Source organism: Nonomuraea mangrovi, from assembly GCF_042681425.1.
GTDB lineage: Bacteria > Actinomycetota > Actinomycetes > Streptosporangiales > Streptosporangiaceae > Nonomuraea > Nonomuraea mangrovi.
Genome location: NZ_JBHUFV010000079.1, coordinates 82,232 through 108,468 on the forward strand (window position 1 = coordinate 82,232; position 26,237 = coordinate 108,468).

Below are 26,237 nucleotides of genomic sequence, written 5' to 3' on the forward strand. Positions count from 1 at the left end.
TGAGGTGGGCTTGCGCCTCCCAGTCTCGCCACCGTCTGGTCCAGAAGTCCAACAGCTGGTTCTGATGGAAACTAGAATCAACAGTTATGGAGCTGAGGCAGCTGGAGTACTTCGTCGCGGTCGCCGAGGAGCAGAACTTCACCCGGGCGGCCGAGCGGGTGCACATCAGCCAGTCCGGCGTCAGCGCGCAGATCCGCCGGCTGGAACGCGAACTCGGCGCCGAGCTGTTCGACAGGTCGGCGCGCAACGCCACGCTCACCGTCGCGGGGAAGGCCGCGCTCCAGCACGCCCGCGCCGCGCTCGCCGCCGCGGGAGCCGTCGGGCAGTCGGTGGGGGAGGTGGCCGACCTGATCCGGGGCAGGCTCACGATCGGGATGGTCATCGGCTGCACCATCACGCCGCTGTTCGACGCCCTGGCCGCGTTCCACCGGGCACACCCGGGGGTGGAGCTCTCGCTGCTGGAGGACAACTCCGACCGGCTCGTCGAGGGGGTGCGCGCCGGCGCCCTCGACCTGGCTCTCGTCGGGACGGCGACCGCCACCCCCGACGGGCTCGACTCGATGACGATCATCAGCGAGCGGCTCGTCGTGGCGGTCCCGCCCGGGCATCCCCTGGCCGCACGGCCGCGAGTGACGCTGCGCGATCTGGGCGCCCACCCGATCGTGTGCATGCCACCGGGCACCGGCCTGCGCACCGTCTTCGACCAGGCCTGCGCGGCACAGGGCCTCCAGCCGGCCATCGCGTTGCAGGCCAGCGCCGCGGACGCCATCGCCGACCTCGCAGCCCGGGGGCTCGGCGTCGCGATCCTCAGCGACTCGATGGCCGCCCGGTATCGTGACCGGCTCACGGCCTTCACGATCGACGACGTCGAGGCGCCCGCCCTGCTGGCCCTGGTCTGGAAGGGCGGGCACAGCCCCGCCGTCCGCGAACTGCTCGTGCACGGCCGTCAGGCGTTCACCCAGGCCGATCCCGGCAGGTGACGTGCGCGGAGCGTGCTCCGAGACGGCCGTGCCTCAGGGGCGGTCCCCTTCGGGCTGGTTCAGGACGGCGCCGCGGTCGCGAGGCCGAGCAGCATCATCGCGTCGTGGTCGGGAGTGCCGGGTTCGGCCTGGTACACCACGAGCCGGTGCCCCTCGCTGCGGGCCACGGTCAGCACCTCGTAGCTCAACGTCATCCGCCCGACGACTGGATGCTGGAAGCGCTTGCGCCCGTTGGTCCTGGCCCGCACGTCATACCGCTCCCACAGCCCCGCGAACTCGCCGCTCTTCACCGACAACTCATCGATCAGCCCGGTCAGCTCCTCGGCGTCGGGGTGCGCGCCCGCGGCGGCCCGCAGATGGGCGACGGTCGCCGCCGCGACCTCCTCCCAGTTGCCGTAGACCCGCCTGGCGTCGGGGTGCAGGAAGGTGTACCTGGCGGTGTTCCTCGCCGCCGCGGGCCACTGCTCGATGCCGGGCAGCAGCTTCATCCCCTGCTCGTTGGCGGCCAGCAGATCGTTGGCGCGGCTGAGGACATAGGCCGGGTACGGCCTGACGATGTCCAGGAGGCGGCGGACCTCCGCCCGGATCCCGCGTGAGGGCCTCGCCGGAGCGGTCGCCTCCACCGGCAGGCGGGCCAGCTCGAACAGGTGCCGCCGTTCGTCCTCGTCCAGACGCAGCACCCCTGCGACGGCCTCCAGCACCGGTCTGCCGGGGTTGTTCTGCTTGCCCTGCTCCAGCCGGGTGTAGTACTCGATGCTCACCCCCGCGAGCATCGCCACCTCCTCCCTGCGCAGCCCCTCGGTACGGCGGCGGCCCGTCGTCGCAGGCAGCCCGGCCTCCTGCGGCGACACCCTGGCCCGCCGCGAACGCAGAAACTCTCCCAAACCACTCACTCGTCGAGTATGCCGCCCGGCCGGTCCTGTGTGGGGTGCCCTGCCAGGGCACCCCTTCGGCAGGTCTGCCTCGTCCCGCCGGCGGGGCGCAGACTGTTGCCGTACCGAAGAACGAGGAGAGACGTGATGACGAAAGTCGCAGTGGTCGGGCTGGGGATCATGGGCAGCGGCATCGCCGCCAACCTGGTCGCGCACGGACACGAGGTCGTGGTGTGGAACAGGACTCCGGGTCGCGCGGGTGGGCTGACGGAGGTCGCCACCCCCGCCGAGGCGGCCACGAGCGCCGAGGTGGTCTTCGAGGTCACCGCGGACGACGACTCCTCCAGGCAGGTGTGGCTGGGCGCCGACGGGATCCTGGCAGGCGCCAGGCCGGGCACGGTGCTCGTTTCCTCGGCGACCCTGTCCGTGGACTGGGTGGCGGAACTGGCGGCCGCATGCGCCGAGCGCGAGCTGACCTTCTACGACATGCCGGTCACCGGGGGTGCGGCCGGTGCCAGGACCGGAAACCTGGTCATGCTCGCGGGTGGCGACCCCGCCATGCCCGCGACGCTGGAGGACGCTCTGGCGGCGATCTCCAAGGAGGTCAGGCACTTCGGACCCGTCGGCGCGGGAACCAGGTTCAAACTGGTGCTCAACGCCCTTCAAGCGACCCACATGGCGGCCTTCGGGGAGGCGCTCAAGCTGGCCACGGCCGTGGGCCTGGACCGTGAGCAGGTGGGAAGGGCCCTGGTCGACAGGCCCGGCGGGGTCATCACCGAGATGGCGTGGCAGAGCGTGATCGCCCCGCCCGAGCCGATCAACTTCTCGGCCGAGTGGGCGCGCAAGGACCTGGACTACGCCGCCCGCATGGGTCAGAGCGGCGCGCACCCGATCCTGGACAGCGTGCTGTCGGCGTTCTCGGCCGCGGTGGCCCAGGGGCACGGGCAGGACGACTGGAGCACCGTGGCGGTTACCCCGGTGTGAGAAGGTTCCGAAAAAGTGCGATCTACCTGCGGAGCGCGTCCGGGCTCAGACTTCTGCCATGAGCATCGTCACTCGCCTGGACTACAGGCCCTTTCCCGAAGATCCGCACAACTACAAGCCGAACTCGCTGCACTCGTTGGTGATGGATCCGGCCCGGCCCGACGGCCGCCACGTCAAGGACATGGTCCTGAACTTCGAGCTCCTCGCGCCCGACGAGATCATCCCGGTGCACGTGCACACGAACGAGGAGGTCCTCATCGTCGACGAGGGCGAGGCCGAGGCGTTCTACGACGGGGAGTGGCAGCCGGTGGGGCCGGGGGCGGTGATCCTGGTGCCGGCGGGCGTCTCCCACGGGTTCCGGAACACGTCAGGCGGGACGGTACGGCTCCACGCCGTGTTCGCGGGCTCCGTGGTCGGCACCCGGCTGCTGGAGCGGAGCCCGGCACCGGGCACCGAGAGCGAGCCGGTGCCGCCCCCGTCCATCATCGACTTCCGCGCCTACCTGGGCCGCTGACTCACTCGGCGCGGGCGTCGTAGGCGGCTCGGGCCGCGTCGATCTCGTCGAGGTGGTCCTCCGCCCAGGTGACGAGCCCGCCGACGAGGTCGAGAAGGGTACGGCCCAGCGGCGTGAGCGCGTACTCGACGCGGGGCGGCACGACCGGGTAGACCCTCCTGGAGACGATGCCGTCGCGCTCCAGGTCGCGCAGGGTGACGGTCAGCATCCGATGGCTGACGCCTTCGATGCCGCGGCTGAGCTCGGTGAACCGCTTCGTCTCCGCGCCGAGCTGGGAGATCACGGACAGCGACCACTTGCCGCCCACCCGGTCGAGGATCTCGCGAGCCCGGCACGCCGCCGGAGTGTGGTCGAGGACGCCCATGGTGATCTCCAACCGCGATGGTTCCTGACAGGAACCCTCTTACTCGACGTAACCTATCCGCGGCCGCCGAGGTTGTCGATCACATCGCGCGATGCCGAGCCCGCGAGCCGCCGTCAGGACCGGGCGGCGTACTCCTCGAGCTCGGCGAGGTATCCCTCCTTCACGTGCCGGGGCAGCCACGTGATCTCGAAGGCGTTCCGCTGCACCTGCAGCAGCTCCTCCCGCGACAGCTCCAGAGCCTGCAGGTTCTCCTGCACGTATCCGGGGAAGTACGCCGGATCGTCGGAGTTGATCGTGACCCGCACCCCCAGATCCAGCAGCTTCCTGATCCCCGTGGCCTTCATCGAGTCCGTGACGATGGAGTTGGAGATCGGGCAGCACGTCAGCCCGATCCCCTTGTCGATCACCCGCTGCACCAGCTCGGGGTCCTCCAGGATGTTGACGCCGTGGTCGATCCTGTCGACGCCGATCTCATCGAGGCACTGCCGGATGTGCTCGACGGAGTTCTCCTGATCGACGTCGCAGTGCATGGTCAGCAGGTAACCCTCCTGCCTGGCCCGCGCGTACACCTCGGCGAACTTGACGGGCGGGTTGCCCTTCTCGTCGGAGTCGAGGCCGACGCCGACGATCCACTCCTTGTACGGCAGCGACTCCAGCAGCGTCGCCATGGCGTACTCGGCCTGGAAGTCGCGCAGGAAGCACATGATGAGCTGGGCGCGGACGCCGAGCTGGGCGTGGCCGTCCATGAGCGCCCTGCGCAGGCCGCGGATCACCACGTCGAACGGGACGCCGCGAGAGGTGTGCGCCTGCGGGTCGAAGAAGATCTCGGCGTAGCGGACGTTCTGCGAGGCGGCCTTGCGCAGGTACGCCATGGCCAGGTCGTAGAAGTCGGGCTCGGTGCGGAGCACGCCCATGCCCTCGTAGTAGACGCCGAGGAAGGACGGCAGGTCGTCGAAGGCGTAGGCCGCGCGCATCTCCTCCACCGACGCGTACGGCAGCGCGATGCCGTTGCGCCGGGCCAGCTCGAACTTGAGCTCCGGCTCGAGGGTGCCCTCGATGTGCAGGTGGAGCTCGCACTTCGGCAGCCCGGCGATGAAGTCGTTCAACGGATGACCTCCACGATCTCGAGGTTGACGCAGTCGACCAGACCGAGGTCGGTGACCGCGTAGTCGGGGATTGCGGTGATGGACAGGAAGAACAGGTACATCAGCGGCGCCGGCAACGCGCACCCCAGCGAGCGTGCCACATCGTCGAGCCGCTCCTCCAGCACCGCCATCTCGGCGGCAGGGAGGTCGGACACGATGCCCGCGACGGGCAGCGGCAGCGACTCCACGACGGCGCCGTCGACGACGACGACCTGACCGCCGCCCATCGCCGAGACGGTGTTGATCGCCAGCGCCATGTCGGAGCGGGAGGCGCCCACGCAGATGATGTTGTTGTCGTCGGGCGCGGCGCTGGTGGCGATGGCCCCCTTGCGCAGGCCCATCCCGCTGACCATGGCGACGGGCCTGTTGCCCGTCTTGCCGTACCGCTCGACGACGGTGACCAGCAGCGCGTCGTGTTCGACGGACGGCTCGACGACGCCGTCGACGACGGGAAGCGTGACGTCGCGCCGCCTGCGCACGAAGACCTGCTCGGTGAACTCGAGCGTGAGCACGGTGACCTCGTCGGCGTCCGAGCGCAGCGCCAGGTCGTCGGCGGTGACCTCGCGCACGGGGAAGGGCCGCACCTCACCCCTGGCAGGCGGTACGGCGGGCACGACCATGGCCCCGCCCCTGGCCACCAGGCGGCCTCCCGCGACCACCTCCCTGATCGTGAAGTCCTCGAGGGAGTCCACGATCAGCACGTCGGCGAAGCGGCCCGGCGCGATGCTGCCGACCAGGTCGTCGATGCGGTACATCTCGGCGCAGTTGACCGTGGCCATCTGGATCGCGGTGACGGGGTCCACGCCCGCCTTGATCGCCATCCTGACCAGCTTGTCCATGTGCCCGCCCGCCAGTACGTCGGCCGCGTGGACGTCGTCGGTGCAGAACGCGACGCGGCGCGCGCCGACCTTGGCGACCACCTGGATGTTCTCCTGCAGGAAGTGCGCGACGGACGACTCGCGGACGATCGCGTAGATGCCCTGGCGGAGCTTCTCCAGCATCTCCTCGTGGCTGTAGGACTCGTGGTCGAGCCTGATGCCGGCGGCGGCCAGCCCGGCGATACGGCGGGCGTCCGACAGCGGCGCGCAGCCGAAGATCGGCAGCCGCCGGTTGTGGGCGAGTTCGAGCGCCTCCATCACGGCGGGGTCGCCGTGCTCGACCATCTCCTGCACGGTCTCCCAGATGCCCACGCACTCAGGCCATTCGTGGGCGACGCGGTGCTCGGCGGGGCCGAAGATGTGGCCGACGGTCGACTGCGGGACGGTGTAGGGGGCCTTGGCGGGGGCGCCCCACCAGATCCGCATGCTGGTGGCGGCCGCCTCGTTCAGCGCCTGCCGTACCCCGTCGAGGCCCTCGGCCACGAGGATCTGGTCGAGGCCCGAGACCACGCTGGTGGTGCCGAAGGGGACGACCAGGTTGGCGAAGCTGGTCACGGACAGTTTGCTGCACTCGATGTGCAGGTGACCGTCGATGAGGCCGGGCACGAGGAAGCCGCCGCGCGCGTCGATGATCTCGGTCAGCGGGCCGCGCTCGAGGGAGGGACCCACGGCGGCGATCCTGTCGCCGCTGATGCCGATCTCGGCGGGGTAGAGCTCGCCGGTCAGCACGTTGACGAGCGTGCCGTTGGTGATGATCGTGTCGGCGGGCCTGCGGCCGTAGGCGACGTCGAGCAGGTCATGCATGAGCGAGCTCCTTGACGGGGACCGGACGGCGGTCCAGGGCGGCGTAGACGATTCCGGCGACGACGAAGCCGGCGAAGATGCTGAAGTCGGAGCCGCCGGTCGCGCCGGACACCCAGCCGACGAACACGCTGGAGTTCAGCCAGAGGGCGGCGGCCACCATGCCGAAGGCCTGGGCGACGAGGCCGGACCAGCGGACCTGGCCGGGCGCGTGCTCGTCGAAGAGCGACGCGGCGTCGTAGCGGCCCCTGCGGCGCAGCCAGTCGGTGACGTACACGCCCGCCCACGGCGCCAGCCAGATCACCAGCAGGCCGAGGAAGGCGTTCAGCATCGTGTTGAACGAGTCGGAGGTGATCGCGACGAAGGTGATGATCACGCACAGGATCAGGTCGAGGACGACCGCCAGCCACCGCTTGACGTTGATCCCCGCGGCCTGCAGGTTCAGTCCCGAGGAGTAGAGGTCGGTGGTGTTGGCGGCGAAGAGCGTGACGACCGTCAGCAGCAGGTACGGCACGACGAACCAGGACGGCAGCGCTCCCGGCAGGCCGGAGATCGGGTCGCTGGCGTTGGTCACGACCGTCGCGACGGCCGCTCCCAGCACCATGAGCAGCAGGTACGGCACGAAGCCGCCCAGGAACGCGTAGCCGAACACCGCCTTCCTGGAGGAGTCGACGGGCAGGTAGCGGGAGTAGTCGCCGCCGAGAGGCGCCCACGACAGACCGCCGCCCGACATCACCAGCATGACCGCCAGCGTGAACGTCGAGAAGTCCGCCGACCCGGCGGCCGACAGGTTCGCCTTGGGCGCGACCAGGATCGCCATGATCACGAACATGACCAGGAACACCCAGGTGAGGTACTTCTGCGCCTTCATGACGGCGGAGTGCCCGATCAGCGGCAGGATGAGCTGGATGAGTGCGGCGACCAGCACGATGGCCACCTTCAGCCCGAGGCCGTCGCTCTGCACGCCCGCCTGTTCCAGCAGCGTCAGCCCGGCCAGGGTGATCATCACCATGCCGCCCGCCTCGAAGCCGACCATGTTCAGCCAGCCGAAGAAGCCGAGCACGCGGGCGCCCTTGTTGCCGTAGGCGGCGCGGGAGATCGCCATCGTGGACGTGCCCTGCTGCATCCCCTGGATGCTGCTGAACCCGACCAGCGGGAAGGCCAGCAGGTTGCCGATGACGATGGCCGCGACGGCCTGCCAGAAGCTCAGCCCCATCGCGACCACGATCGTGCCGTAGACCACGGTGAACACGGTCGTCGTCGTGCCTGCCCAGAGGAAGAGCAGGTCGCGAGGACGGCCGTACCGTTCGGCCGCAGGAACCAGCTCGATCCCGCGTTGCTCCATGGACGGTCCCTTCCGGAGTCACTGAATATCCGGATTCAGTGAACCAGGCGGGTTTGACCAGGGCGCTTATGCGCGCATACGAGATCGGCTCGCCGGTTTGTATCCGCCTACAAGGTGATCGCCAGGCCGACGGCGAACAGCAGGCCGTAGGCCATCTGCAGCTTGCCCGTGGCCTGCAGGACGGCGATGAGCGCGGGGCCGGTGGCGCCCGACCGGACGGTCTTGACCGGGCCGATCGCCAGCGGCGCGGCGAGCACCGGCAGCGCGGCGAACGGCGTGAACGGGATCAGCAGCAGCGGGATCACGAGCGGGGCGACCAGGCACACCGTGTACATCACCCTGGTGCGCTCGGCGCCCAGCACCACGGCCAGCGTGCGCTTGCCCGCGGGGCCGTCGGTGACGACGTCGCGCAGGTTGTTGATGACGAGCATCGAGCACGACAGCAGGCCGATCGGGATGGAGGCGGCCAGCGCCACCCACGACAGGTGCCCTGTCTGGACGAAGGCGGTGCCCATCACGGGGACGGGGCCGAAGAAGACGAAGACGGCGGCCTCGCCGAGCGCGCGGTAGCCGTAAGGGCGCTTGCCGCCGGTGTAGAACCAGGCGGCGGCGATCGCCGCCGCGCCGACCAGCAGCACCCACCAGGCCTGCGTGGCGACCACCAGCGTCAGGCCGGCGACGGCGGCCGCGGCGAAGCAGCCGAGCGCGGCGGCCAGCACCTGGCGTGGCGCCGCCACGCCGGAGCCGACCAGGCGCATCGGGCCCACCCGCTGGTCGTCGGTGCCCCTGATGCCGTCGCTGTAGTCGTTGGCGTAGTTGACGCCGATCTGCAGGAGCAGCGCCACCAGCAGCGCCACGACGGCGCGCCACCAGATCGGGCTGCCCTCGCCTATCGCGACGCCCGTGCCGACCACGACGGGCACGACCGCGTTGGGCAGGGTTCGGGGGCGTGCGCCCGCCACCCACTGGTTGAGAGTCGCCATCAGCTGATGTCCGTCGTGAGCCTGACCATCCGGATCGGACGGCCCATGTCCAGCACGCGTTCGGCCATGTCCTCGCCCCAGCCCGCCGACTCCAGGAAGCCGAGCATCGCGTAGTTCTCGGCGAACACCCAGGTGACGATCTGACGGAAGCCGTCCTCGCGGAGGTAGTCGACGGTCGCGTTGAGCAGGCGGCTGCCGTGGCCGCGCCGGACGAAGTCCGGGTCGACCAGCAGCGTCAGCATCTCGGCCGTCACCGTCGGGTCGAGGTCGGGGTCCTCGGCGGGGGCGTGGGAGGCCAGGCCGACCACCCGCTCGCCGCCGCGCGGGGTGGCGGGGGCGTTGGCGCCGCCGAGACCGAGAGCGGGAAAGCCCTCGGTGTCGAGGATGGTCTCCACGGCCACGAGGACGCGGTGCATGCGCGTGGGCGGCGCGACGATCGCCTCGTCCCACTGGCGCAGCCACATCTTCTCGGCCGCGGGACCCGTCATCTGCTCAAGAGGTCCCTCGGGCAGGAAGTCCCGATAGCCGTAGCGCCAGGCGCGGATCTGAGTGTTCGCAACCTGGAGCACATCCTCGCGCCGGGCCGCCCGGACGCCTACGTCTGCCATCTCGGCCCGCTCCTTCGCCTGCCGTTGTGCCCGCGACCGGAGGATCTCGAGGGCACGTGTTACACCGTATCGGTGATTCGGGGCTCGCGATGACGCCTGGCTCGATAAGCGCGGGTGTTCGTCCGGTTACGGGACACCATCGTAAACGCTTGATCAGCTCAACCGGGCGTAGGCGTCGGCCAGCCGCCGTACTCCCTCGGTCAGCTCCGCCACGTGGACGGCGGCGCTGTGGGTGAGCCGCAGGCGGGGACCCGGCGGCTCGGCGGGGTAGTAGATGCGGCCAGGACTCACCTGGACCCCGTTCCTACGCGCCTCCTCGACCAGCGCGGCCTCGTCGACGTGCGGCGGCAGCCGTACCCACACGTGCTTGCCGCCGCGCGGCAGCAGGTGCGGCTCGGCGTCCGGCAGCAGGGCGGCCAGGGCGGCGAGGAGCGCCGCGCGCCGCGTGGCCAGCTCGGTGTGGACCGCGGCCAGATGGCGGGGCCACGCGGGCGAGCTGACGAACTCCAGCGCCGTCTCCTGCAGGGGTCTGGCCACGAAGAACGACTCCACGAGCTGTCCGGCCCTCAGCCGCTGGGCGGCGGGCCCTCTGGCGATCACGGCGGCCAGGCGCAGGCTGGGCGCGAGGATCTTGGTGAGCGAGCTGACGTGGACGACCGTGCCGTAGCGGTCGAGAGCGACCATCGGGGTGGGGGCGCGATCGGTCAGGTAGCGGGCGTAGTCGTCCTCGATCACGAACGCGTTGTGCGCCCTGGCGACCTGGAGCACCTGCTCTCTGCGCTCGCCCGTGAGCGTCGCGCCCGTCGGATTGTGCAGCGTCGGCTGGCAGTAGAAGACCCGCGCGCCCGTCACCGCGAACGCCTCGGCCAGCAGGTCGGGCAGGACCCCGTCCGCGTCCATCGGCACCGCCGCCGTCCGCAGCCCAGCGGCCTTGGCCGCCGCCATCGCCCCGGGATAGGTGGGCGTCTCCATCAGCATGGTCGTGCCGGGGGCGGCCAGCGCGCGGAAGGCGTGGCTGAGCGCGGCCTGCCCGCCGCTGACGATCAGCGCGTCGGCCGCGGTCACCTCGCCGCCCGCCTGCCTGGCGAACCAGCCGCGCAGCTCGGCGACGCCCGTCAGTGGTGGCGCCGCCCACGCGTCCAGGCGCTTGACCGCCCGCGACGCGGCCGCGGACAGCTGCCTGTCGGGGCGCATCGCGGCGTTGAGGTATCCGCCGGTCAGCGGGATCACGTCCTCGGGAGGCGCGGTGAGCAGCGCCGTGACGCCCGAGTCGTCGATCACCCTGTCGCCGAGCGCCACCGTCTGCCAGGAGAGGTCGGGGACCTCCCTCAGCGGCGTCGGCCGTGGGGCGACGAAGGCGCCGCTTCCCGGCTTGGTGATGACCCTTCCCTCGGCGGCGAGCTGCCCGATCGCCCTCGACACGGTCACGGGACTGACCCCGTGGCGCCGCATCAGCTCGCGGCTGGACGGCAGGCGGTCTCCCGGCTGCCTCGCCGCGATCTCCTCGCGCAGCATCGCGGCGATCTGGGCGATACTGCTATCGTCTTTCATGAGAGATAACAATAGCGCTATCGTCGCCGCTGGAGTAACGGTTCCTGCCCCCCTCCAGCACGCGCGGCGCGGCACCCTCCTGGCCTTTCTCGGCGTGCTCGCCTTCTCCGGCTCCTTTCCCGCCACCGTGTTCGCGATGCGCGGCTTCGACCCGTGGCTGGTGGCGATCGGGCGGGCGCTGCTGGCCGGGCTCGTCGCGATGGCCTGTCTCAAGGCCGCCCGCCTGCCGCTGGTGCCGCCGCGCGCCCAGTGGGGCTCCTACGCGATCATCTCTCTGGGCGTGGTCTTCGGCTTCCCCGTCTTCAGCGGCCTGGCGCTCCACCTGGGCGCCAGCACCGCCCATTCCGCCGTGGTGATCGGCCTGCTGCCCGCCGCGACCGCCGCGTTCGCCGTCTGGCGCGCGGGCGAGCGCCCGCGCCCGCTGTTCTGGGCCGCCTGTACGGCCGGAGCCGTCGCGATCACCGTCTTCACCGTCTCCCAGGGCGGCGGAAGCGTGTCCCTCGCGGACGTCCTGCTGATCGCCGCGCTGCTGTCGGCGGCCATGGGCTACACCGAGGGCGGCCGGCTGGCCCGCACCACGCCCGGATGGCAGGTCATCTCCTACGCCCTGGTGATCTCGCTCCCCGTGACGCTGCCCGTGTCCGTCGCGCTGGGTCTCGCCACGCCCATCGTGCTCTCTCCCGCGTCGGTCGGCGGGTTCCTCTACGTCGGGATCATCTCGATGTTCCTCGGATTCGTCCCCTGGTACGCGGGTCTCGCCCAGGGCGGCATCGCCCGCGCGGGACAGACCCAGCTCACCCAGCCGCTGCTGACCCTGGTGTGGGCGTGGCTGCTCATGGGGGAGCGGTACGGCGTGGCCACCGTGCTCGGCGCGCTCGCCGTCTTGGTCTGCGTGGCGGTTACGCAGCGGAGCCGTACATAGTGCTTGAAAGACGTGACACCTCAGCGCAGGATGGGGGCAGGAGGTGTCACAAATCATGGCCGACCTCACGATCCCCGAAGGCGGATTCTGGCCAGCGCCCGAGATCCCCCAGCCGAACATCTATCCGATGGAGTGGCGGGTCGAGACCGAGAAGCTGGCGGCTATCTACGAGAAGTCCAAGCGCATGGTCTGGAACCCCGCCGACCTGCCATGGGACGGGCTCTCCCCTGACGACTTCACCGTCGAGCAGCGTCTGGGGATCATGTACTGGTTCGCCGTCCTCGCCAACTTCGACGCCTCGGGGCCGGCGGTGTTCGCCCGCGCGACCATCCAGGCGTTCGAGAAACACGAGGAGGACCCGGTCCGCAAGTGCTTCTTCTCGATCACCAGGGACGAGATGAACCACGAGGAGTGCTGCCAGCGCACCATCGCCAAGCTGTGGCCCGGCGGCCCCCTCGACTGGACCCCCGTCACCGACCTGGAGAAGGCCGCCCACAACAACATCGGCTGGCTGTACCACAACGGCGGGCGCTACTGGAACGGCTACACCGCGGCGGTGGGGAAGTACTCGCTCCCGGTGCTGTTCACGTCGTTCATGATGGGGGAGATGGCGGCCTCGACGCTGTTCAGGGGGATGGCGTCGGGTACGCGGCACCCCGTGTTCGGTGAGATGTTCCAGCGCATCGGCAGGGACGAGTCCCGGCATCTGCAGATCTGCATGACGATCCTGGAGAACGAGTGGCCGGGCCTCACCGACGACGTCCGCTCCCTCATCACCCGGCAGCTACGGGCGGGCTTCGTCTTCCTGTCGATGATCCTGTGGGAGCCGCCCGAGGGGTTCTGGGACCTGCCGCCGTACTTCCTCGCCAACCACCGGGTGCTGATGGACCACGCGCGTACGGCGGGGCTTGGCGTGCTGTCGTACGAGGAGCAGGCGGAGAACTGGCGCGTGGCGATGGCAAGGGTGCGAGCGATCGTGGAACGGTGGGGGATCGAGTTCCCCGCGATTCCCGAGCTGGACATCGAGGGCGTCCCCGTCGACTTCATCGACCCCGAGGACATCATCCCCGTCTTCTGAGCCCCGGCGCGCGAAAGCCCTTCCCGGCTGTCCATGGGACGCGAGCCGGGAGGGCTGCTCTCCTGGTCCTAGTAGCCGCCGCCTCCGTCGCCGTGGTTGTCGCCGAGCCGGGCGCGGCACTTGTCCGGGTTCGGCTTGTCGTCGCAGGGGCCGTTCACGGACGTGAGAGACGTGGTCGAGGGCGTCCCCGTCACGGTTTCGGCACTGGCGAACTGGGCCGGCATCGTCACGGGCGCGATGAGTACCGAGGCTCCCATCGCCCCGGCCGCGAGAACGTTTCTGATCTTGGTCATTGACGACTCCAGGGGTGGATCAGCCGCGCCCCGGACGAGGCCAGGGTCACAGGGGCGCCGCATCGCGTTCGGCGTCGATGTCCACGCTAGCCAGCGAGGGCTCCGGCGGTCGCCAAAGGAACCTCAAAGCCTTGAGTCGGGCATATTACCCTTTCGCCACGTAGAGCGATATTTCATTACTTAGAGCGATATGTGGTCATGGCCTTGTGTCGGGAGCCCCTGTGGCCACTCGGGCGGACGCCGGACCGGGATGGCAATGTTCCGTCAAGTCGCTGCGATGCGGATGGGTTGTCGTCCCGGTCATCCGGGGTCCAGGGGCCGGCGCGACCGGTGTGTCGGAATCGGGATCTTGGTCGCCGGGCCCGGGTAGGCTGCGGATCATGTGGGGGCGAATCGACGGGCTCAGGATTCTGGGTCTCGGAACCCCAGGTGACATGCGCACCTGGCTGAACGACCTGGTCATGTCCAAAGCCAAGACCGGCACGGCGGGCCTGCTGGAGTACGACTACCGAGCGGAGAACGAGGAGCTCGAGCACGTCGGAGAACGTCTGGCCCTCGTCGACGACAACGGCGGACAGCTGGCCGAGGTCGAGGTCACGGCGGTCACGGTCGTCCCGTTCAACGAGGTGACCTGGGAGTTCGCCGACTCGGAGGGTGAGGGTTACCGTTCGGTCGACCACTGGGGCGAGGCCCACCGCCGCTTCTGGACCGACGCAGGTTACAAGGTCCACGACACCACCGAAGTCGTCTGCATGTCCTTCCGCCTGATCGACGGCGACGGTCGTCCGGCCTCGGAGGGCGTGGCCTCCGGATCCTGAGGCCGGTCAGGGGTCCCCGGACGCGATGCGGCCCCCGGACGGCACCCTTGTGATTCCACGCGCGTCGCGCTGTGGCGCGGGTGCGGCCCGAGGGCGATCCGGTATGTCGAGGATGTTGGACAGGCACCTCAAGGCGCGCGGGACCGGACCGGCCGCTGATCTTCAGGATGCCCTGGGCCGATGCCAAGGGCTGGATCAGGCGAGCATCCGATCGATGGTTCCACTGTCACGGGTGCCATGGCTTCGGCAGGCGCTGTGCGAGTACGCCACGCGCCTGCCGAAGGTGGTGGTAGGGCCCTCTCTGGGTGCGGTTGCCGTCCGCCTCCGGATCGAGGCGCTGACCGGGCGGTGCGGTCCGGGTATCGGTGTCGAGCCGCCGCGGTCGAACGGCCACGCGAGGCCGCCGTGGTTCTCGAACCTGCGGAGTCCACTCCTGGCTGTCCAGGCGGGGCGGGCCGGGGAGGGCCTTTCTGTCAGCCTCCGAGGACGCGGAGCGTCAGTCGTTGCCCCTGCCGTTTCGGCGACTGGTGATGCTGTCGTCGAGGCTGTCGCCGAGACCGCCGCTGCCCATGCCGTTGCCGTGGCTGTAGCCCAGCATGGAACGGCACTTGGAAGGGTTGCTGGCGAATTCGCAGGGACCGGCCGAGGAGGCGAGAACGGGCGCGGCCGAGAGCGTCCCGGCCACGCTCACGGCACTGGCGAGCTGTGTCGGCATCGTCACCGGCACGACGAGGACTGAGGCCCCGATCGCCCCGACCGCGAGAGCGTTCCTGATCTTGATCATGACGGATGACTCCATGGTGTGTGAATCAGTGGCGTCCTGGCGATGCGCGGGCTGATAGAGCAGCGGAACCGGCATCGCGCCTGGCATCGATTCAACGTTGAACCAGATTCCCACGCTAATGAACGAGGGCTTCGGCGGTCGCCTAGGGAAACTCAAAGCCTTCAGCCGATCGGATTACCCTCTCGCCATATAGAGCGACATAGGCGCTACTTAATGTGATATTTCGCCACGCCTCCGCGCGGGGAGCTCCTGTACCGACTCGGGGCGTGCGTGACGTTCTGATGGCAATGTTCCGACAAGCGTCACGGTGTGGACCGCCCTTTACCCGGGCGGTACTGCAGACGCGCTCTTTACCTGGCCGGCGGCTTCGATGCGGGCGGCGCGACAGGCACTTCCGCGCACGCGCAAGCCATATCTGGCCAGAACGGCAGCGGAGCGCTGTAGACACCTTTCACCGGCACTTTCCCTTTTTAGGGGACTCCGGCGTGGCGTGGCGTCACAAGACAGCCCTCGACGACTGTAAGCATCCTTATTGTTACGTTGAGTCACTCAGCGAACGAGCATTCGGCCGTAAACCGGCCAGCGAGTTAGTCGCGGCCACGGGCCGCGTTCCGAGAGGAACGGTATTTCTATGTTCACGCCATATCCCCGAACAGATGTCACCGTCACACCTACGCTGCCGACGCGACAGAGGCCGCTGCGCAGGATGGCGAACCTGGCTCTGGCGGGATCCGTCTCCGTGGTCCTCGGCGCCAGCCTGTGCTCGGCCGCCCTCGCGTCCCCGGTTACGGAGGACCAGTTCGACTCCTCGGAGGTCGAGGCGTCCGACCCCAATCCCCACAACCGCCCCTCGCTGAGGCGCGAGGCTCATAGGAAGTGCCGGCCCAGGGCCTTCTTCAGGTTCCACAACTTCAGGCCGAGGAACTTCTTCATCCCTCGCACCCGCTTCGTCGACGGCCCTGGTGGCACGATGACGGCCACCGTCAGGCGCCAGCACCGCGTGTACTTCGAGATCGAGATCGAGCGGATCAAGGCCAGCGACATCACCACGACGTTCGACCGGCAGGAGCTGGTGCGCGCTCTGGCAAACAATGTGAACCCGCTGATTGCCGAGGAGCACGTCGTCGAGGCCGGCCACGACTACACCCACGAGGTCAGCAAGGGCAAGTACGGCAACCTGTGGTACCGCGTCTTCGGCTACCGCGTGGGCTTCTCCGCCTGGCGGCAGTTCGAGGACTGCAGGGTGAACAGGGTCGCCACCGGTATCGCCAACGTCCCGTCCAGGGTCGAGGGCTGGAGGTACTGGGAGACCGTCCACCCGACCTTCCACGGACGCGTGCTGTCACCCAAGTAAGGACACCCGCGGTGACCGTGCCGGACGGGTCCAGGTCTGGACGACCGGCGGTGACCGCACCACCGGAGGCCTGGCATCCAAGCCGCCGGACAGACGCCCTGACCTCGGCGCCAGCCGAGGTCAGGGCTGTTTCACGCCTGGCCCGATCGTGAACCGACGTGCATGGGGAGCCTCGGCGCCATCCGAGCGGGTGCCTCGACGCTTGGTGCGGCCGCATGGCTGGGGAGTCGAAACAAGGGCTCAGGAGGCTTGGCCTCCGGTGCCGGAGGGTGGCCGGGAGTCCTCTGGCGAGACGTAGCTCCCCCGGGCCGGCACGGTGTAGATCCACCCTTGTTCGCGGAGCAGCGCCATCGCCTTACGAACCGTCTCGCGCGCCACGCCGTACTGCCGGACCAGCGTCGCCTCGGCCGGGATCGGGCGGCGAGGAAGCAGGGCACCCGACCTGATCTGCTCCTGGATGTCGCCCGCGATCTGCCGGAACAGCGGCGGCTTTCCCGGGTTGCGCGGTGCCGGGTCAGGCCCGACGAAGCTGCCCTGTCCTCGGGCGGTGTGGATGAGGCCCTCGTCGCGGAGCACTCGGATGGCGCGTCGCGCCGTGGTGCGGGCGACGCCGAACTCCCGCTGCAACTCCGCCTCGCTGGCGACGAGGTCGCCGGGGGAGAGCCGACCGAGGATGCGCGACCGGATGATCTCACTGATCTGCAGATAGAGATGGGTGTCACCATCAGGATCGAGCATGGGCTCAGCATATACAGGTGATAGGACTAGCGGGCCCCGTCTTGCGGCCAGTTCTCCTCCGCCGCCACGTATGTGCCGCGATACGGCACCGTGAATGCCCAACCCTTCTCTCTGAGGTGCGCCACCGCCTGCCGGGCCGTGACCTTGGCGACGCCGTACTGCTTCATCAACGCCTTCTCGCTGGGGATGGCGCGGTTCGGCGGGATCTGGCCGCGGCGAATCCGGTCGGCGAGCTCCTCGGCGATCTTCTGGTACATCGGCGTCTTCCGCGGGGCCCGTGGGATGCCCGGCTCGCCGACGAACGTTCCCTCGCCCTGGACCGTGTAGACGACGCCCTGCTCGCGCAGCTCGCGCGCCACTCGTCTGGCCGTCGTCCGCGCGATGTCGTAGTCCGCCTCCAGCTGAGCCTCACTGGGGACGGGCTCGCCGGGCTTGAGGTCGCCGCTTTCGATGCGGGCGCGGATCAGATCGGCGACCTGCTTGTAGATAGGTACGGGTCCGTCTCGGTCAAGCACAGTCGAACTATAGACGAAAAGGTACATGAGCCTACAAAGCAGACGTCTAAGTGAACCTATAGAGAGGAGTAAGTAGACCTAAGGAGACGGCTGACCTATAGTCAAAGCGTGCTCGAGGACGACGAGGAATGGCACTCCTTGCATCCTCAACCTTTGACCGAGGACTGCAGGAGCATCGACTGGTCGCTGGAGGTCCCGCGAGCCGATCGGGTACGGGTGAGGTCCTACACATGTAGCTGCATGCCGGTGTTCTACGAGCTTTGCCAGGCGGCGGGGCTGATGTTCATCCGGCGTCTGAGCCGAGGAGGAGACGTGACCGTGGTGCACGAGTCGCCGTGGATGCGTTGCGCCGAGGTGGAGGGGTTGTGGGAGCGCCTGCTTCGTGGGGAGGCGCGGTGATCATGTTCTGGCGGGTGGTGGCGTGGCGCGCGTACCTGGCGGGCGCGCGACAGCGACCCCGGCGCGGACGCCATCGGTCAGGAACGCAGTCGTGGGGATGGTGGATGCCCATGCTCGGCCTGTCCGAGGGCGGCGTTCATCGCGGCCGATGGGACTGAATCGGGTCCCGCGGCCATCGTGGTCGTACCTCAGGCGTGGTGCCCTGCCGCCCTGAGGTGCTCGGCCTCTCGCGGGGGTCATCCCATGTTCGTCGCTTCCGCGAGAGGCCACTTCGGAGGGCTGGGCCCGGCCCTCCGGAGACGGTAGGGGTCGGTCCCGCGCCCGGGTCGCGCGGGACCACCTCGAGTTCTGGGCATCAGTCGTGCCTCGGGCGGGTGGTCCTCTCGTCCGCCCGAGGCGCTCGGCCTCTCGCGGGGTTTCGCGATCCCTCGTCCTCGCGACAGGCCATTTCCGGCAGGTGGGCTCCTGCCTGCCGGCAGTGGTCCCGTACTGCGCTGCGGAACCACCTGGACGGCCTCAGGCAGGAGTCAGCGGCTCTTGCCGGGGGTGCTGGGTCTCCCGTGGGGGTTATCCCCTTTGCTCACTCGCCTCTGCGGGAGGTCGGCTCCGGTGGGTCAGGCGCGGCCTGCCGGAGTCAGTGCGAGGGTGGTCCCGTCGTTGGACGGCGGGGCCACCTGGGTGCTGGTTCGGATCGTGCCTCGGGTGGGATGTTCGCTCGCTGCCCGAGGTGCTCGGTCTCGGCGGGGGTGTCGTCACCGGTGTCTGTCACCACCCCGCCGAGGCCGCTCCGGCGGGTCGGGCGCCGGCATGGGCCCGCCGCAGGAGGCGCCGGGCGGGTGGTCCTGCGCCTCATCGCCCGGGACCACCCGGGTGCACCAGGCCCGAGCACGATGTGGTCGTCCGCTGGGCGAACGGGTCGATGGGTTTCCGGGTTCGGGTGAGGTCCCCGGAGGCCCCTCGGGCGTTCGGCCGGCGGCTCCGCCTTCTAGCGAGCTTCCGGCTGCTGGGGTAGGGGGATGCGGCGCCAGGCGGTGTCGGTGACGATCACGTGGTCGAGGAAGCGGAGCCCCACCGTGTCGGCCGCCTCCGCGAGGCGTCGGGTGGTGGCCAGGTCCGATTCGCTGGGGTCGAGGGAGCCACTCGGATGGTTGTGGGCCACGCCGAACGCGGCGCCGCTCGACGTGAGCACCGTCGTGATGATCTCGCGGATGGGGGCGGGTGTGTGGTCGGCGCCGCCCTCGGTCATGAGGGCGCGGCGCAGGACGGAGCCGCGTGGGTCGCAGATCACGACCACGAGGCGCTCGCGGGGATGCCCGCGGAGGAACGGCGCGGCCTCGGAGGCCAGATCGCCCGACGAGGTGATCCTGGCGCGGGCGGGGCCCTGCTGCGCTCGCCGTACGAGATGGAAGGCGGCGGCGATGCGGGCCGCCTTGGCAGGGCCGACGCCGCGGACGGCGAGGAGGCGGTGGGCGTCGGAGCGGGCCAGCTCGCCGAGATCGCCGCAGTGGGCGATGAGCTGGGCGGCGAGGTCGACGGCGTCGCTCTCCCTGGTGCCGTGGCCGAGGAGGAGGGCGAGCAACTCCCTGTCGGCCAGCGCCGCGGCACCGCTGGCGAGCAGGCGCTCGCGCGGGCGGTCGGTGACGGGCAAGTCCTTGACGCGCAATCGACACCTCCGGATCGGCACCCTGCAGGTTTATCAACGGGCACCGACAAATCCGGGCCGGGCGGCGCGAGGGAGGCACCGCCCGGGGGTCGCCCGGGTACGACGGGCCTACAGGTGCACGGCCATGCTGTAGACGATTTCGAAGCGGTCGCCGGGGACCACGATGTCGCTCGTCTCCACGGGACGTTCGCCCGCCCAGTGGGTGCGTTTGAGATGCAGGACGTGGACCCCGGCCGAGAGGTCGAGGGCGTCGATCTCGGCCGGGCGGGGCACCCGGGTGTGCACGCTCTCGATGATCTCGGTCACCTTGATCCCGTAGGAGGAGAGCCGGCCGATCAGGCTGCGCCGTTCCTCGTCCGAGTGGGGGGCGAACTCGAGCGGTTCGTAGGAGGTGGCGAGCTGGAGGGGTTTGCCGTCGCCGCGGAACACGTAGTGGGTCCTGGTGAGGGTGGTCGACTCGTCGACGCGGAGGCGCTGGGCGATCTCGGGGGTGGCCTCCACGGGTTCGCTGTGCCAGTCCCACGTGACGCGCCTGCCCTGGCTCTGCAGGTCGGCCGCGAACGGGGCCTGGTGATCATGGAAGCGCCAACGATGCAGGGGAGCGAGGTCCGGGCGCTCCCTGACGTAGTGTCCCGAACCCACCCGACCGAAGATGAGCCCTTCGCTCGCCAGGACGCGGAGCGCGTGGCGGGCGGCGGTCTCGCCGACCTGATACTTGCGGGTCAGCTGCGCCCGTGAGGGGATGGGCGCGCCGGGGGGAAGGGTGCCGTCGTTGATCTGCCGTCGAATGTCTTCGACGACGCGCAGGTAGACCGGATCGGAACTTGCCACTAGTCCATCCCTGGGGTTGCTGTGAGGCGTTGCCCCATGTTGCCGTATTCGGCAGGTAACCCACCGTCATCGAATGGACTTGGAGTTCCAACTTTGGGGAGGTCGGAAAATAATTCTGAGATCTCTGTAACGCGGGCGTAAGGTGCGGCGATTCTCCGGTAGAGGTCGTCGATGTGTGTACCCCCGAGCACATATCGGCGACCTCTTCCATGCGCGGCCCTTCCCGCCCAGAACGCCCATCTCGTACGGCAAGCGCCCCCGCCGCCACCCTGGTCACGTGGCTGAGGTCTGTCCAGGGATACGCGTCACCGAGCGCGCGTGGCCGGGCGCCCCGACGGAAGGCGTCCCAAGGGGAGGTCATCCCGGCGAAAGGTGTTCCCCACGGGAAAACGGTCACGCTGAGCGACGGACGACGTGACGGCGGCCCGCCGGAGTCCTGCCGCAGCGGCGTGATGGACAGGCGGTCGGCGGTGACCACGGTGGCCTCGCGGGTGCCTGCCGTACCGGCCGGGCCCGGACAGGCCGCGCCGGGGATCCGCGGCGAGCGGAGGCACGCGCTGATCCGGTCTTCGCCCGAGGCGACGGCTCCGCGCGGCCGGTGAGGTGCTCGCGGGAGGGGGCGGGCCGGCGGCTCCGGGGCGGGAGAGCCGCCAGGCCGCGGCAGAGCGGGACAAGGGCTCGGAAATGGCGTTATAGGGGTGGCGGGGTTCGGGACATGAGGGAATCCGGGTACCGTTCGCACTATGGCATCGCCCTCACGCACCTCCGAAGCCCCCTTCGGCCGCATGCTGACCGCCATGGTCACGCCGTTCACCGCTGACGGCGCCGTCGACTACGACAACGCGCGCAAACTGGCCACCTATCTGGTCGACGAGCAGCGCAACGACGGCCTGATCGTCAGCGGCACCACGGGGGAGTCGCCGACCACCAGCGACGCGGAGAAGGAGCGTCTGCTGCGGGTCGTGCTGGAGGCCGTCGGAGACAGGGCGACCATCGTCGCCGGTGTCGGCACGAACGACACCCACCACACCATCGAGCTGGCCAGGCAGGCCGCGAAGGCCGGCGCCCACGGCCTGCTCGTCGTGACGCCGTACTACAACAAGCCGCCCCAGGAGGGCATCTACCGGCACTTCGCGGCCGTCGCCGACGTGACGCCGCTGCCCGTGATGCTCTATGACATCCCCGGCCGCGCCGGCGTCCCCATCCATACCGATACGCTCATCAGGCTGTCGCAGCACGAGCGGATCGTGGCGGTGAAGGACGCCAAGGGCGACTTCTTCGCGGGTTCCATGGTGATGACCGCCACCGACCTGGTCTTCTACTCGGGCGACGACGCGCTGAACCTGCCGTGGCTGTCGGTGGGCGCGGCGGGGTTCGTGAGCGTGGTGGGCCATGTGGTGGGCGCCGAGCTGGCCAGGATGATCGAGCTTCACAGGGCGGGCGAGGTCGCGCAGGCGACCGCCGTCCACCGGCAGCTGCTGCCCGTCATCGACGGTGTCATGAACCGCGCCGGGGGCGCGATCATGGTCAAGGCGGCGCTCAACCTGACGGGCCGCCCTGTCGGCCCGATGCGGCCTCCGCTGGTGGAGGCCACCCAAGAGCAGATCGCCGAGCTGCGAGCGTGTCTCGTGGCCGGCGGAGTGAAGTTGGTTGACTAATGGAAACGGGGAGGAACGGAGATATTGAGCTCACGATTTAACCGACCTGGGGGCAGCGTATGAGCCACCCGCATCCGGAACTCGGCCCCCCGCTGCGGCTACCCGATGGCGGGTTGCGCATCGTGGCGCTCGGCGGTCTCGGTGAGATCGGCCGGAACATGGCGGTCTTCGAGTACGAAGGCCGACTGCTGATCATCGACTGCGGGGTGCTGTTCCCCGATCCCGAGCAGCCGGGCGTCGACCTGATCCTGCCCGACTTCGACTACATCAGGGACCGTCTCGACGACATCGAGGCGCTCATCCTGACCCACGGCCACGAGGACCACATCGGGGCCGTGCCGTACCTTCTGCGTGAGCGGCGCGACATCCCGCTCGTCGGGTCCAAGCTGACGCTGGCCTTCATCGAGGCCAAGCTCGCCGAGCACCGCATCCAGCCGGAAAAGGTGCAGGTCACGGAGGGTGAGCGGCGCAGGTTCGGGCCGTTCGACTGCGAGTTCCTCGCGGTCAACCACTCCATCCCCGACGCGCTCGCCGTCGCCGTCAGGACGCCTGCGGGCATCGTCCTGCACACCGGCGACTTCAAGATGGACCAGCTGCCCAGCGACGGACGGCTGACCGACCTGGGCGGGTTCGCCAGGCTCGGATCCGAAGGCGTCGACCTGCTGATGTCCGACTCGACCAACGCCGAGGTGCCGGGGTTCGTCACGTCCGAGCGGGAGATCGCCCCCGTCGTCGACGAGGTGATCCGCACCTCGACCAAGCGGGTGATCGTGGCGAGCTTCGCCTCCCACGTCCACCGCGTCCAGCAGGTGATCGACGCCGCCGAGAAGCACGGCCGCAAGGTCGCGCTCGTCGGCCGGTCGATGGTGCGCAACATGGGCGTGGCCCGCGAGCTCGGCTACCTGCGCGTACCGCCTGGCCTGATCGTCGACTCGCGCGACATCGAGATGTGGCCGCCGGAGGACGTCGTGCTGATCTGCACGGGTTCGCAGGGCGAGCCGATGGCGGCGCTGTCACGCATGGCCGACCGCGACCACGCCATCCGCATCGCGCCCGGCGACACCGTGCTGCTGGCGTCCTCGCTGGTGCCCGGCAACGAGACCGCGGTGAACAAGGTCATCAACGGGCTGACCAGGTGGGGCGCCCGCGTCGTCCACAAGGGCAACGCGAAGGTGCACGTCTCGGGGCACGCGGCGGCCGGTGAGCTGCTGTACGTGCTCAACCTGACGCGTCCCTCGAACTTCATGCCCGTGCACGGCGAGTGGCGGCACCTGAGGGCGCACGCCGCGCTGGCCGAGCTGACCGGCGTGCCCAGCGACCACATCGTGATCGCCGAGGACGGCGTCGTGGTCGACCTGGTCGACGGCCGCGCGAAGATCACCGGCGCGGTGCAGGCCGGATACGTCTACGTGGACGGCATCTCGGTCGGCGAGATCACCGACACCTCGCTGAAGGACCGGCGCATCCTGGGCGACGAGGGGTTCGTGTCGGTGGTGGTCGTGGTCGACTCCAACACCGGCAAGATCACCGCTGGGCCCGAGATCCACGCGCGCGGGTCGGGCATCGACCCTGAGCGGTTCGACGAGATCATCCCGGTGATCGAGAAGGCGATCGAGCAGCACGCCGCCGACGGCGTCGTCGACATGCAGCAGATCCGCCGCGTGGTCCGCAGGACGGTGGGCCGTTGGGTGAGCGACACCTACCGCCGCCGCCCGATGATCATCCCGGTGGTCGTCGAGGTCTGACCTCCGCTCCGCGAAACCCCGGCCCGCCCACGCGCACGTCCGCGATGGACCGCGGCCGGGGTTTCCCGTTGGGCCCTTTCGGGTCACGTCCGGGGGCGGGCTGCGGCCGGTGGCGGTCAGGCGTCGCGGTGGCGGAGGAGCAGCGCACCCGCCAGCAGGGGGACGACCGCGTAGAGCGCCAGCACCACCCCCGCCGCCACCGGGGGCAGGAGGGCCCCGTAGACCGATGATGTCAGGTCGGCCCCCGTGATCTCCCGGGGCAGCGCGCCGATCATCAGGGACCCGAACCGCTCGCTCCATGGTTCGGGTAGGTTGCCCACCACGATCGGGATCACATACACCAGTCCCACGAGCACCGCGATCGATCCCGCCGCGGACCGCAGGACGGTGCCGAGTCCCAGGCCGACCAGCGCGAACACCGCCACCGTCAGCGACGAGGTCACGAGCGTCGGGAACCGCTCGGCGAACGACGCCACGGGGTAGCGCCCCTCCAGCATCTGCTTGGCCACCGCGTACGTCACGAACACCACGACGGGCCCGACGACGAGCCCGAGGCCGCCCACGACCGCCGACTTGGCCATCAGCACGGGCCAGCGCCGCGGCACGAGCGCGAGGCTGGTCCTGATCTGTCCTGTGGCGTACTCGGAGGTGATCGCCAGCACCCCCATGATCCCCATGCACAGCTGCGGGACGATCAGCACCACCTCCTCGAGTTCCGCGATCCGCGCGCTGCGCCGCATCGCGGGGGACGCGTTGTCGTACATGGAGATCGCGGAGAACGCCACCGCGACCGCGAGCAGGATGGCGCCGAGGCCGATGAGCACGAGCAGGTGGCTGGACCGGATCGAGCGGATCTTGAGCCACTCCGAGGCGAGCACCTTCACGCGTCCCTCCTGTCGAAGACGACGAAGGCGATGGCCAGCGCGACGGCCGCGTATCCGACGAGTACGGCCACCGCCACCGCGGGCGGCAGTACTCCTTCGAGTCGGGTGGAGATCCGGTCCCCGGCGATCTGCGGCACCAGGTTCGGCAGCATCCACGCGCCGATCCTGACGTTCCAGGGCGGCGGCAGGTAGGGAGCGATCCCGGGCAGCACGAACAGCAGTCCGACGACGGAGCCGATGGCCGCGGCGGTCGATCGGGTGACCACGCCGAGGCCGAGCCCGACCAGCGCCGGCACCGTCACCGACAGCACCGACCCGAGCAGCGACGGCAGGTCGTCCGCGATCGAGCCCGCGTTGTAGCCGACCGCGCGATCGCCCGCGACGAGATGGCTCACGGCGTAGGTCGTGAAGATCACGATGAACCCCGTGGCCGCCGTCGTGGCCGTCACCACGGCCGCCTTGGCCAGCAGCAGCGCCCTGCGGCGCGGAACGGCGGTGAGCGAGGGACGGATGGTGCCCGTGCCGTACTCGACGGTGATGGCCAGCACGCCGATCACGGCCAGGCTGATCTGGACCAGGGGCAGGAAACCCTCCTCGGGAGCCGCTGCCCTGACAGAGCCGCGCTCGTCGGCGAGCGCGCCGACGTAGAGGCTCCACGCGGCGCCGAGGACGACCATGAGCGCGGCGGCGCCGACGGCGTAGTAGGTGGAGGCGACCGAGCGCAGCTTCAGCCACTCCGAGGCGATCAACGGGTGGCCCCGTACTCGACGCTGCCCGCGGTGAGGGCGAGGTAGGCCGACTCCAGGGAGTCGTAGGCGTCGGTGAGGTCCTTCATCGCGGACTCGACGATCAGGCGGCCCCTGCCGACGATGACGATCCTGTCGGCGGTCAGCGCCATCTCGCTCATGAGGTGGCTGGACAGCAGGACGGTCCTGCCCTCGGCGGCCAGCGAGCGCATCAGGTCGCGGATCCAGCGCACGCCGTCGGGGTCGAGTCCGTTGACCGGCTCGTCGAACATCAGCACGCCGGGGTCGCCGAGCAGCGCGGCGGCGATGCCGAGCCGCTGCTTCATGCCGAGTGAGAACCCGCCCGCCTTCTTGCGGGCCACGCCCGCGAGCCCGACGCGTTCGAGGACCTCGGCGACGCGGGTGGGCCCGATCCCGTTGGTGAGGGCCAGGCCGAGCAGGTGGTTGTAGGCGCTCCTTCCCGGGTGCAGGGCGTTGGCGTCCAGGAGCGCGCCCACCTCGTGCAGCGGCCTGCGCAGGCTCGTGTAGCGGCGGCCGTTGACGAGGGCCTCGCCGGAGGTGGGCGCGTCGAGGCCGAGCAGCACCCGCATCGTGGTGGACTTGCCCGCGCCGTTCGGGCCGAGGAACCCGGTGACGTGCCCGGGCTCGACGGTGAAGGTCAGGCGGTCGACGGCGCGCGTCCCGCCGTACTTCTTGGTCAGTTCTCTCACTTCGATCACCTCCTCACGGTCGGGTACGGCCCGCGGCCCGCGCATCGGACCTGGGTATGACGCGGCACGGGCGG

At 69.7% G+C, this 26,237-nt stretch carries 27 protein-coding genes; 10 read left to right on the forward strand and 17 right to left on the reverse strand.

Features of this window, described 5'->3' with window-relative positions:
- Positions 1-86 precede the first annotated feature (86 nt).
- Complete coding sequence (locus ACFSKW_RS46710) at positions 87-980, forward strand: LysR family transcriptional regulator (protein ID WP_379581069.1); 894 nt, start codon at positions 87-89, stop codon at positions 978-980.
- A gap of 59 nt (positions 981-1,039) precedes the next feature.
- On the opposite strand, the gene ACFSKW_RS46715 is transcribed toward ACFSKW_RS46710, so the two are convergent.
- A complete protein-coding gene (locus ACFSKW_RS46715; RefSeq protein WP_379581070.1) occupies positions 1,040-1,873 on the reverse strand; it encodes a helix-turn-helix transcriptional regulator in 834 nt (277 codons plus the stop codon).
- Between the two features lie 126 nt (positions 1,874-1,999).
- On the opposite strand from ACFSKW_RS46715, the gene ACFSKW_RS46720 reads away from it, so the two are divergent.
- Positions 2,000-2,836: an NAD(P)-dependent oxidoreductase gene (locus tag ACFSKW_RS46720; RefSeq protein WP_379581071.1), complete on the forward strand. Its 837-nt coding sequence runs from the start codon at positions 2,000-2,002 to the stop codon at positions 2,834-2,836.
- Positions 2,837-2,894: 58 nt separating this feature from the next.
- Positions 2,895-3,350, forward strand: a complete 456-nt coding sequence (locus ACFSKW_RS46725; RefSeq protein WP_379581072.1) for a cupin domain-containing protein — start codon at positions 2,895-2,897, stop codon at positions 3,348-3,350.
- A gap of 1 nt (position 3,351) precedes the next feature.
- Here ACFSKW_RS46725 and ACFSKW_RS46730 read toward each other — a convergent pair whose 3' ends face one another.
- From ACFSKW_RS46730 to ACFSKW_RS46760, 7 genes are all read right to left on the reverse strand, one after another.
- Positions 3,352-3,714 carry a winged helix-turn-helix transcriptional regulator gene (locus ACFSKW_RS46730; protein WP_379581073.1) on the reverse strand — a complete coding sequence of 121 codons (363 nt, stop codon included), beginning with the start codon at positions 3,712-3,714 and terminating at the stop codon, positions 3,352-3,354.
- Positions 3,715-3,827: 113 nt separating this feature from the next.
- Complete coding sequence (locus tag ACFSKW_RS46735) at positions 3,828-4,820, reverse strand: adenosine deaminase (RefSeq protein WP_379581074.1); 993 nt, start codon at positions 4,818-4,820, stop codon at positions 3,828-3,830.
- The gene (locus ACFSKW_RS46740; protein WP_379581075.1) at positions 4,817-6,541 is read right to left on the reverse strand and encodes an adenine deaminase C-terminal domain-containing protein; all 1,725 of its coding nucleotides are present in this window, start codon (positions 6,539-6,541) and stop codon (positions 4,817-4,819) included. The genes ACFSKW_RS46735 and ACFSKW_RS46740 overlap by 4 nt, the downstream gene beginning before the upstream one ends.
- Complete coding sequence (locus ACFSKW_RS46745; RefSeq protein WP_379581076.1) at positions 6,534-7,883, reverse strand: purine-cytosine permease family protein; 1,350 nt, start codon at positions 7,881-7,883, stop codon at positions 6,534-6,536. The genes ACFSKW_RS46740 and ACFSKW_RS46745 overlap by 8 nt, the downstream gene beginning before the upstream one ends.
- Positions 7,884-7,990: 107 nt before the next feature.
- Positions 7,991-8,866, reverse strand: a complete 876-nt coding sequence (locus tag ACFSKW_RS46750; RefSeq protein ID WP_379581077.1) for a 1,4-dihydroxy-2-naphthoate polyprenyltransferase — start codon at positions 8,864-8,866, stop codon at positions 7,991-7,993.
- A complete protein-coding gene (locus tag ACFSKW_RS46755) occupies positions 8,866-9,474 on the reverse strand; it encodes a GNAT family N-acetyltransferase (protein WP_379581078.1) in 609 nt (202 codons plus the stop codon). The genes ACFSKW_RS46750 and ACFSKW_RS46755 overlap by 1 nt, the downstream gene beginning before the upstream one ends.
- Before the next feature lie 153 nt (positions 9,475-9,627).
- A complete protein-coding gene (locus ACFSKW_RS46760) occupies positions 9,628-11,025 on the reverse strand; it encodes an aminotransferase-like domain-containing protein (protein WP_379581079.1) in 1,398 nt (465 codons plus the stop codon).
- Here ACFSKW_RS46760 and ACFSKW_RS46765 point away from each other — a divergent pair.
- Positions 11,024-11,947: a DMT family transporter gene (locus ACFSKW_RS46765; RefSeq protein WP_379581080.1), complete on the forward strand. Its 924-nt coding sequence runs from the start codon at positions 11,024-11,026 to the stop codon at positions 11,945-11,947. The genes ACFSKW_RS46760 and ACFSKW_RS46765 overlap by 2 nt on opposite strands.
- Before the next feature lie 55 nt (positions 11,948-12,002).
- Entirely contained in the window at positions 12,003-13,025 is a 1,023-nt protein-coding gene (locus ACFSKW_RS46770; protein ID WP_379581081.1) for a hypothetical protein, read from the forward strand.
- A 68-nt stretch (positions 13,026-13,093) separates the two neighbouring features.
- On the opposite strand, the gene ACFSKW_RS46775 is transcribed toward ACFSKW_RS46770, so the two are convergent.
- A complete protein-coding gene (locus tag ACFSKW_RS46775; RefSeq protein ID WP_379581082.1) occupies positions 13,094-13,318 on the reverse strand; it encodes a hypothetical protein in 225 nt (74 codons plus the stop codon).
- Between the two features lie 380 nt (positions 13,319-13,698).
- Here ACFSKW_RS46775 and ACFSKW_RS46780 point away from each other — a divergent pair, with 380 nt between their 5' ends.
- Entirely contained in the window at positions 13,699-14,136 is a 438-nt protein-coding gene (locus ACFSKW_RS46780; RefSeq protein ID WP_379581083.1) for an ASCH domain-containing protein, read from the forward strand.
- 496 nt (positions 14,137-14,632) lie between these two features.
- Here the strand turns inward: ACFSKW_RS46780 and ACFSKW_RS46785 are convergent, their stop codons facing one another.
- The gene (locus ACFSKW_RS46785) at positions 14,633-15,034 is read right to left on the reverse strand and encodes a hypothetical protein (RefSeq protein ID WP_379581084.1); all 402 of its coding nucleotides are present in this window, start codon (positions 15,032-15,034) and stop codon (positions 14,633-14,635) included.
- Between the two features lie 592 nt (positions 15,035-15,626).
- On the opposite strand from ACFSKW_RS46785, the gene ACFSKW_RS46790 reads away from it, so the two are divergent.
- The gene (locus ACFSKW_RS46790) at positions 15,627-16,274 is read left to right on the forward strand and encodes a hypothetical protein (RefSeq protein ID WP_379581085.1); all 648 of its coding nucleotides are present in this window, start codon (positions 15,627-15,629) and stop codon (positions 16,272-16,274) included.
- Positions 16,275-16,514: 240 nt separating this feature from the next.
- Here ACFSKW_RS46790 and ACFSKW_RS46795 read toward each other — a convergent pair whose 3' ends face one another.
- Both ACFSKW_RS46795 and ACFSKW_RS46800 read right to left on the reverse strand, forming a co-directional pair.
- A complete protein-coding gene (locus ACFSKW_RS46795; RefSeq protein WP_379581086.1) occupies positions 16,515-17,012 on the reverse strand; it encodes a GntR family transcriptional regulator in 498 nt (165 codons plus the stop codon).
- A 26-nt stretch (positions 17,013-17,038) separates the two neighbouring features.
- Positions 17,039-17,527: a GntR family transcriptional regulator gene (locus ACFSKW_RS46800; protein ID WP_379581087.1), complete on the reverse strand. Its 489-nt coding sequence runs from the start codon at positions 17,525-17,527 to the stop codon at positions 17,039-17,041.
- Between the two features lie 108 nt (positions 17,528-17,635).
- Here ACFSKW_RS46800 and ACFSKW_RS46805 point away from each other — a divergent pair, with 108 nt between their 5' ends.
- A complete protein-coding gene (locus ACFSKW_RS46805) occupies positions 17,636-17,926 on the forward strand; it encodes a hypothetical protein (RefSeq protein ID WP_379581088.1) in 291 nt (96 codons plus the stop codon).
- A 985-nt stretch (positions 17,927-18,911) separates the two neighbouring features.
- Here the strand turns inward: ACFSKW_RS46805 and ACFSKW_RS46810 are convergent.
- Positions 18,912-19,589, reverse strand: a complete 678-nt coding sequence (locus tag ACFSKW_RS46810) for a JAB domain-containing protein (protein WP_379581089.1) — start codon at positions 19,587-19,589, stop codon at positions 18,912-18,914.
- A gap of 108 nt (positions 19,590-19,697) precedes the next feature.
- Complete coding sequence (locus ACFSKW_RS46815; protein WP_379581090.1) at positions 19,698-20,420, reverse strand: GntR family transcriptional regulator; 723 nt, start codon at positions 20,418-20,420, stop codon at positions 19,698-19,700.
- 743 nt (positions 20,421-21,163) lie between these two features.
- Here ACFSKW_RS46815 and dapA point away from each other — a divergent pair.
- Positions 21,164-22,078 carry a 4-hydroxy-tetrahydrodipicolinate synthase gene (gene dapA, locus ACFSKW_RS46820; protein ID WP_379581091.1) on the forward strand — a complete coding sequence of 305 codons (915 nt, stop codon included), beginning with the start codon at positions 21,164-21,166 and terminating at the stop codon, positions 22,076-22,078.
- Positions 22,079-22,137: 59 nt separating this feature from the next.
- On the forward strand, positions 22,138-23,823 hold the full coding sequence (locus ACFSKW_RS46825; RefSeq protein ID WP_379581092.1) for a ribonuclease J: 1,686 nt from the start codon (positions 22,138-22,140) through the stop codon (positions 23,821-23,823).
- 116 nt (positions 23,824-23,939) lie between these two features.
- Here the strand turns inward: ACFSKW_RS46825 and ACFSKW_RS46830 are convergent, their stop codons facing one another.
- The 3 genes from ACFSKW_RS46830 to ACFSKW_RS46840 are packed head-to-tail and all read right to left on the reverse strand — an operon-like array spanning position 23,940 to position 26,163.
- Positions 23,940-24,707 carry an ABC transporter permease gene (locus ACFSKW_RS46830; protein ID WP_379581093.1) on the reverse strand — a complete coding sequence of 256 codons (768 nt, stop codon included), beginning with the start codon at positions 24,705-24,707 and terminating at the stop codon, positions 23,940-23,942.
- The gene (locus tag ACFSKW_RS46835; RefSeq protein ID WP_379581094.1) at positions 24,704-25,456 is read right to left on the reverse strand and encodes an ABC transporter permease; all 753 of its coding nucleotides are present in this window, start codon (positions 25,454-25,456) and stop codon (positions 24,704-24,706) included. The genes ACFSKW_RS46830 and ACFSKW_RS46835 overlap by 4 nt, the downstream gene beginning before the upstream one ends.
- Positions 25,453-26,163 carry an ABC transporter ATP-binding protein gene (locus tag ACFSKW_RS46840; RefSeq protein WP_379581095.1) on the reverse strand — a complete coding sequence of 237 codons (711 nt, stop codon included), beginning with the start codon at positions 26,161-26,163 and terminating at the stop codon, positions 25,453-25,455. The genes ACFSKW_RS46835 and ACFSKW_RS46840 overlap by 4 nt, the downstream gene beginning before the upstream one ends.
- Between the last annotated feature and the right edge of the window lie 74 nt (positions 26,164-26,237).

Excerpts from the sequence above, each read along its gene's own strand:
- ACFSKW_RS46825 (WP_379581092.1), top strand. The coding sequence starts at position 22,138 with ATGAGCCACCCGCATCCGGAACTCGGCCCCCCGCTGCGGCTACCCGAT.
- ACFSKW_RS46740 (WP_379581075.1), bottom strand. The coding sequence starts at position 6,541 with ATGCATGACCTGCTCGACGTCGCCTACGGCCGCAGGCCCGCCGACACG.
- ACFSKW_RS46755 (WP_379581078.1), bottom strand. The coding sequence starts at position 9,474 with ATGGCAGACGTAGGCGTCCGGGCGGCCCGGCGCGAGGATGTGCTCCAG.
- ACFSKW_RS46720 (WP_379581071.1), top strand. The coding sequence starts at position 2,000 with ATGACGAAAGTCGCAGTGGTCGGGCTGGGGATCATGGGCAGCGGCATC.
- ACFSKW_RS46725 (WP_379581072.1), top strand. The coding sequence starts at position 2,895 with ATGAGCATCGTCACTCGCCTGGACTACAGGCCCTTTCCCGAAGATCCG.
- ACFSKW_RS46750 (WP_379581077.1), bottom strand. The coding sequence starts at position 8,866 with ATGGCGACTCTCAACCAGTGGGTGGCGGGCGCACGCCCCCGAACCCTG.
- ACFSKW_RS46775 (WP_379581082.1), bottom strand. The coding sequence starts at position 13,318 with ATGACCAAGATCAGAAACGTTCTCGCGGCCGGGGCGATGGGAGCCTCG.
- ACFSKW_RS46730 (WP_379581073.1), bottom strand. The coding sequence starts at position 3,714 with ATGGGCGTCCTCGACCACACTCCGGCGGCGTGCCGGGCTCGCGAGATC.
- ACFSKW_RS46765 (WP_379581080.1), top strand. The coding sequence starts at position 11,024 with ATGAGAGATAACAATAGCGCTATCGTCGCCGCTGGAGTAACGGTTCCT.
- ACFSKW_RS46760 (WP_379581079.1), bottom strand. The coding sequence starts at position 11,025 with ATGAAAGACGATAGCAGTATCGCCCAGATCGCCGCGATGCTGCGCGAG.
- ACFSKW_RS46780 (WP_379581083.1), top strand. The coding sequence starts at position 13,699 with ATGTGGGGGCGAATCGACGGGCTCAGGATTCTGGGTCTCGGAACCCCA.
- ACFSKW_RS46790 (WP_379581085.1), top strand. The coding sequence starts at position 15,627 with ATGGCGAACCTGGCTCTGGCGGGATCCGTCTCCGTGGTCCTCGGCGCC.
- dapA (WP_379581091.1), top strand. The coding sequence starts at position 21,164 with ATGGCATCGCCCTCACGCACCTCCGAAGCCCCCTTCGGCCGCATGCTG.
- ACFSKW_RS46770 (WP_379581081.1), top strand. The coding sequence starts at position 12,003 with ATGGCCGACCTCACGATCCCCGAAGGCGGATTCTGGCCAGCGCCCGAG.
- ACFSKW_RS46710 (WP_379581069.1), top strand. The coding sequence starts at position 87 with ATGGAGCTGAGGCAGCTGGAGTACTTCGTCGCGGTCGCCGAGGAGCAG.
- ACFSKW_RS46795 (WP_379581086.1), bottom strand. The coding sequence starts at position 17,012 with ATGCTCGATCCTGATGGTGACACCCATCTCTATCTGCAGATCAGTGAG.
- ACFSKW_RS46745 (WP_379581076.1), bottom strand. The coding sequence starts at position 7,883 with ATGGAGCAACGCGGGATCGAGCTGGTTCCTGCGGCCGAACGGTACGGC.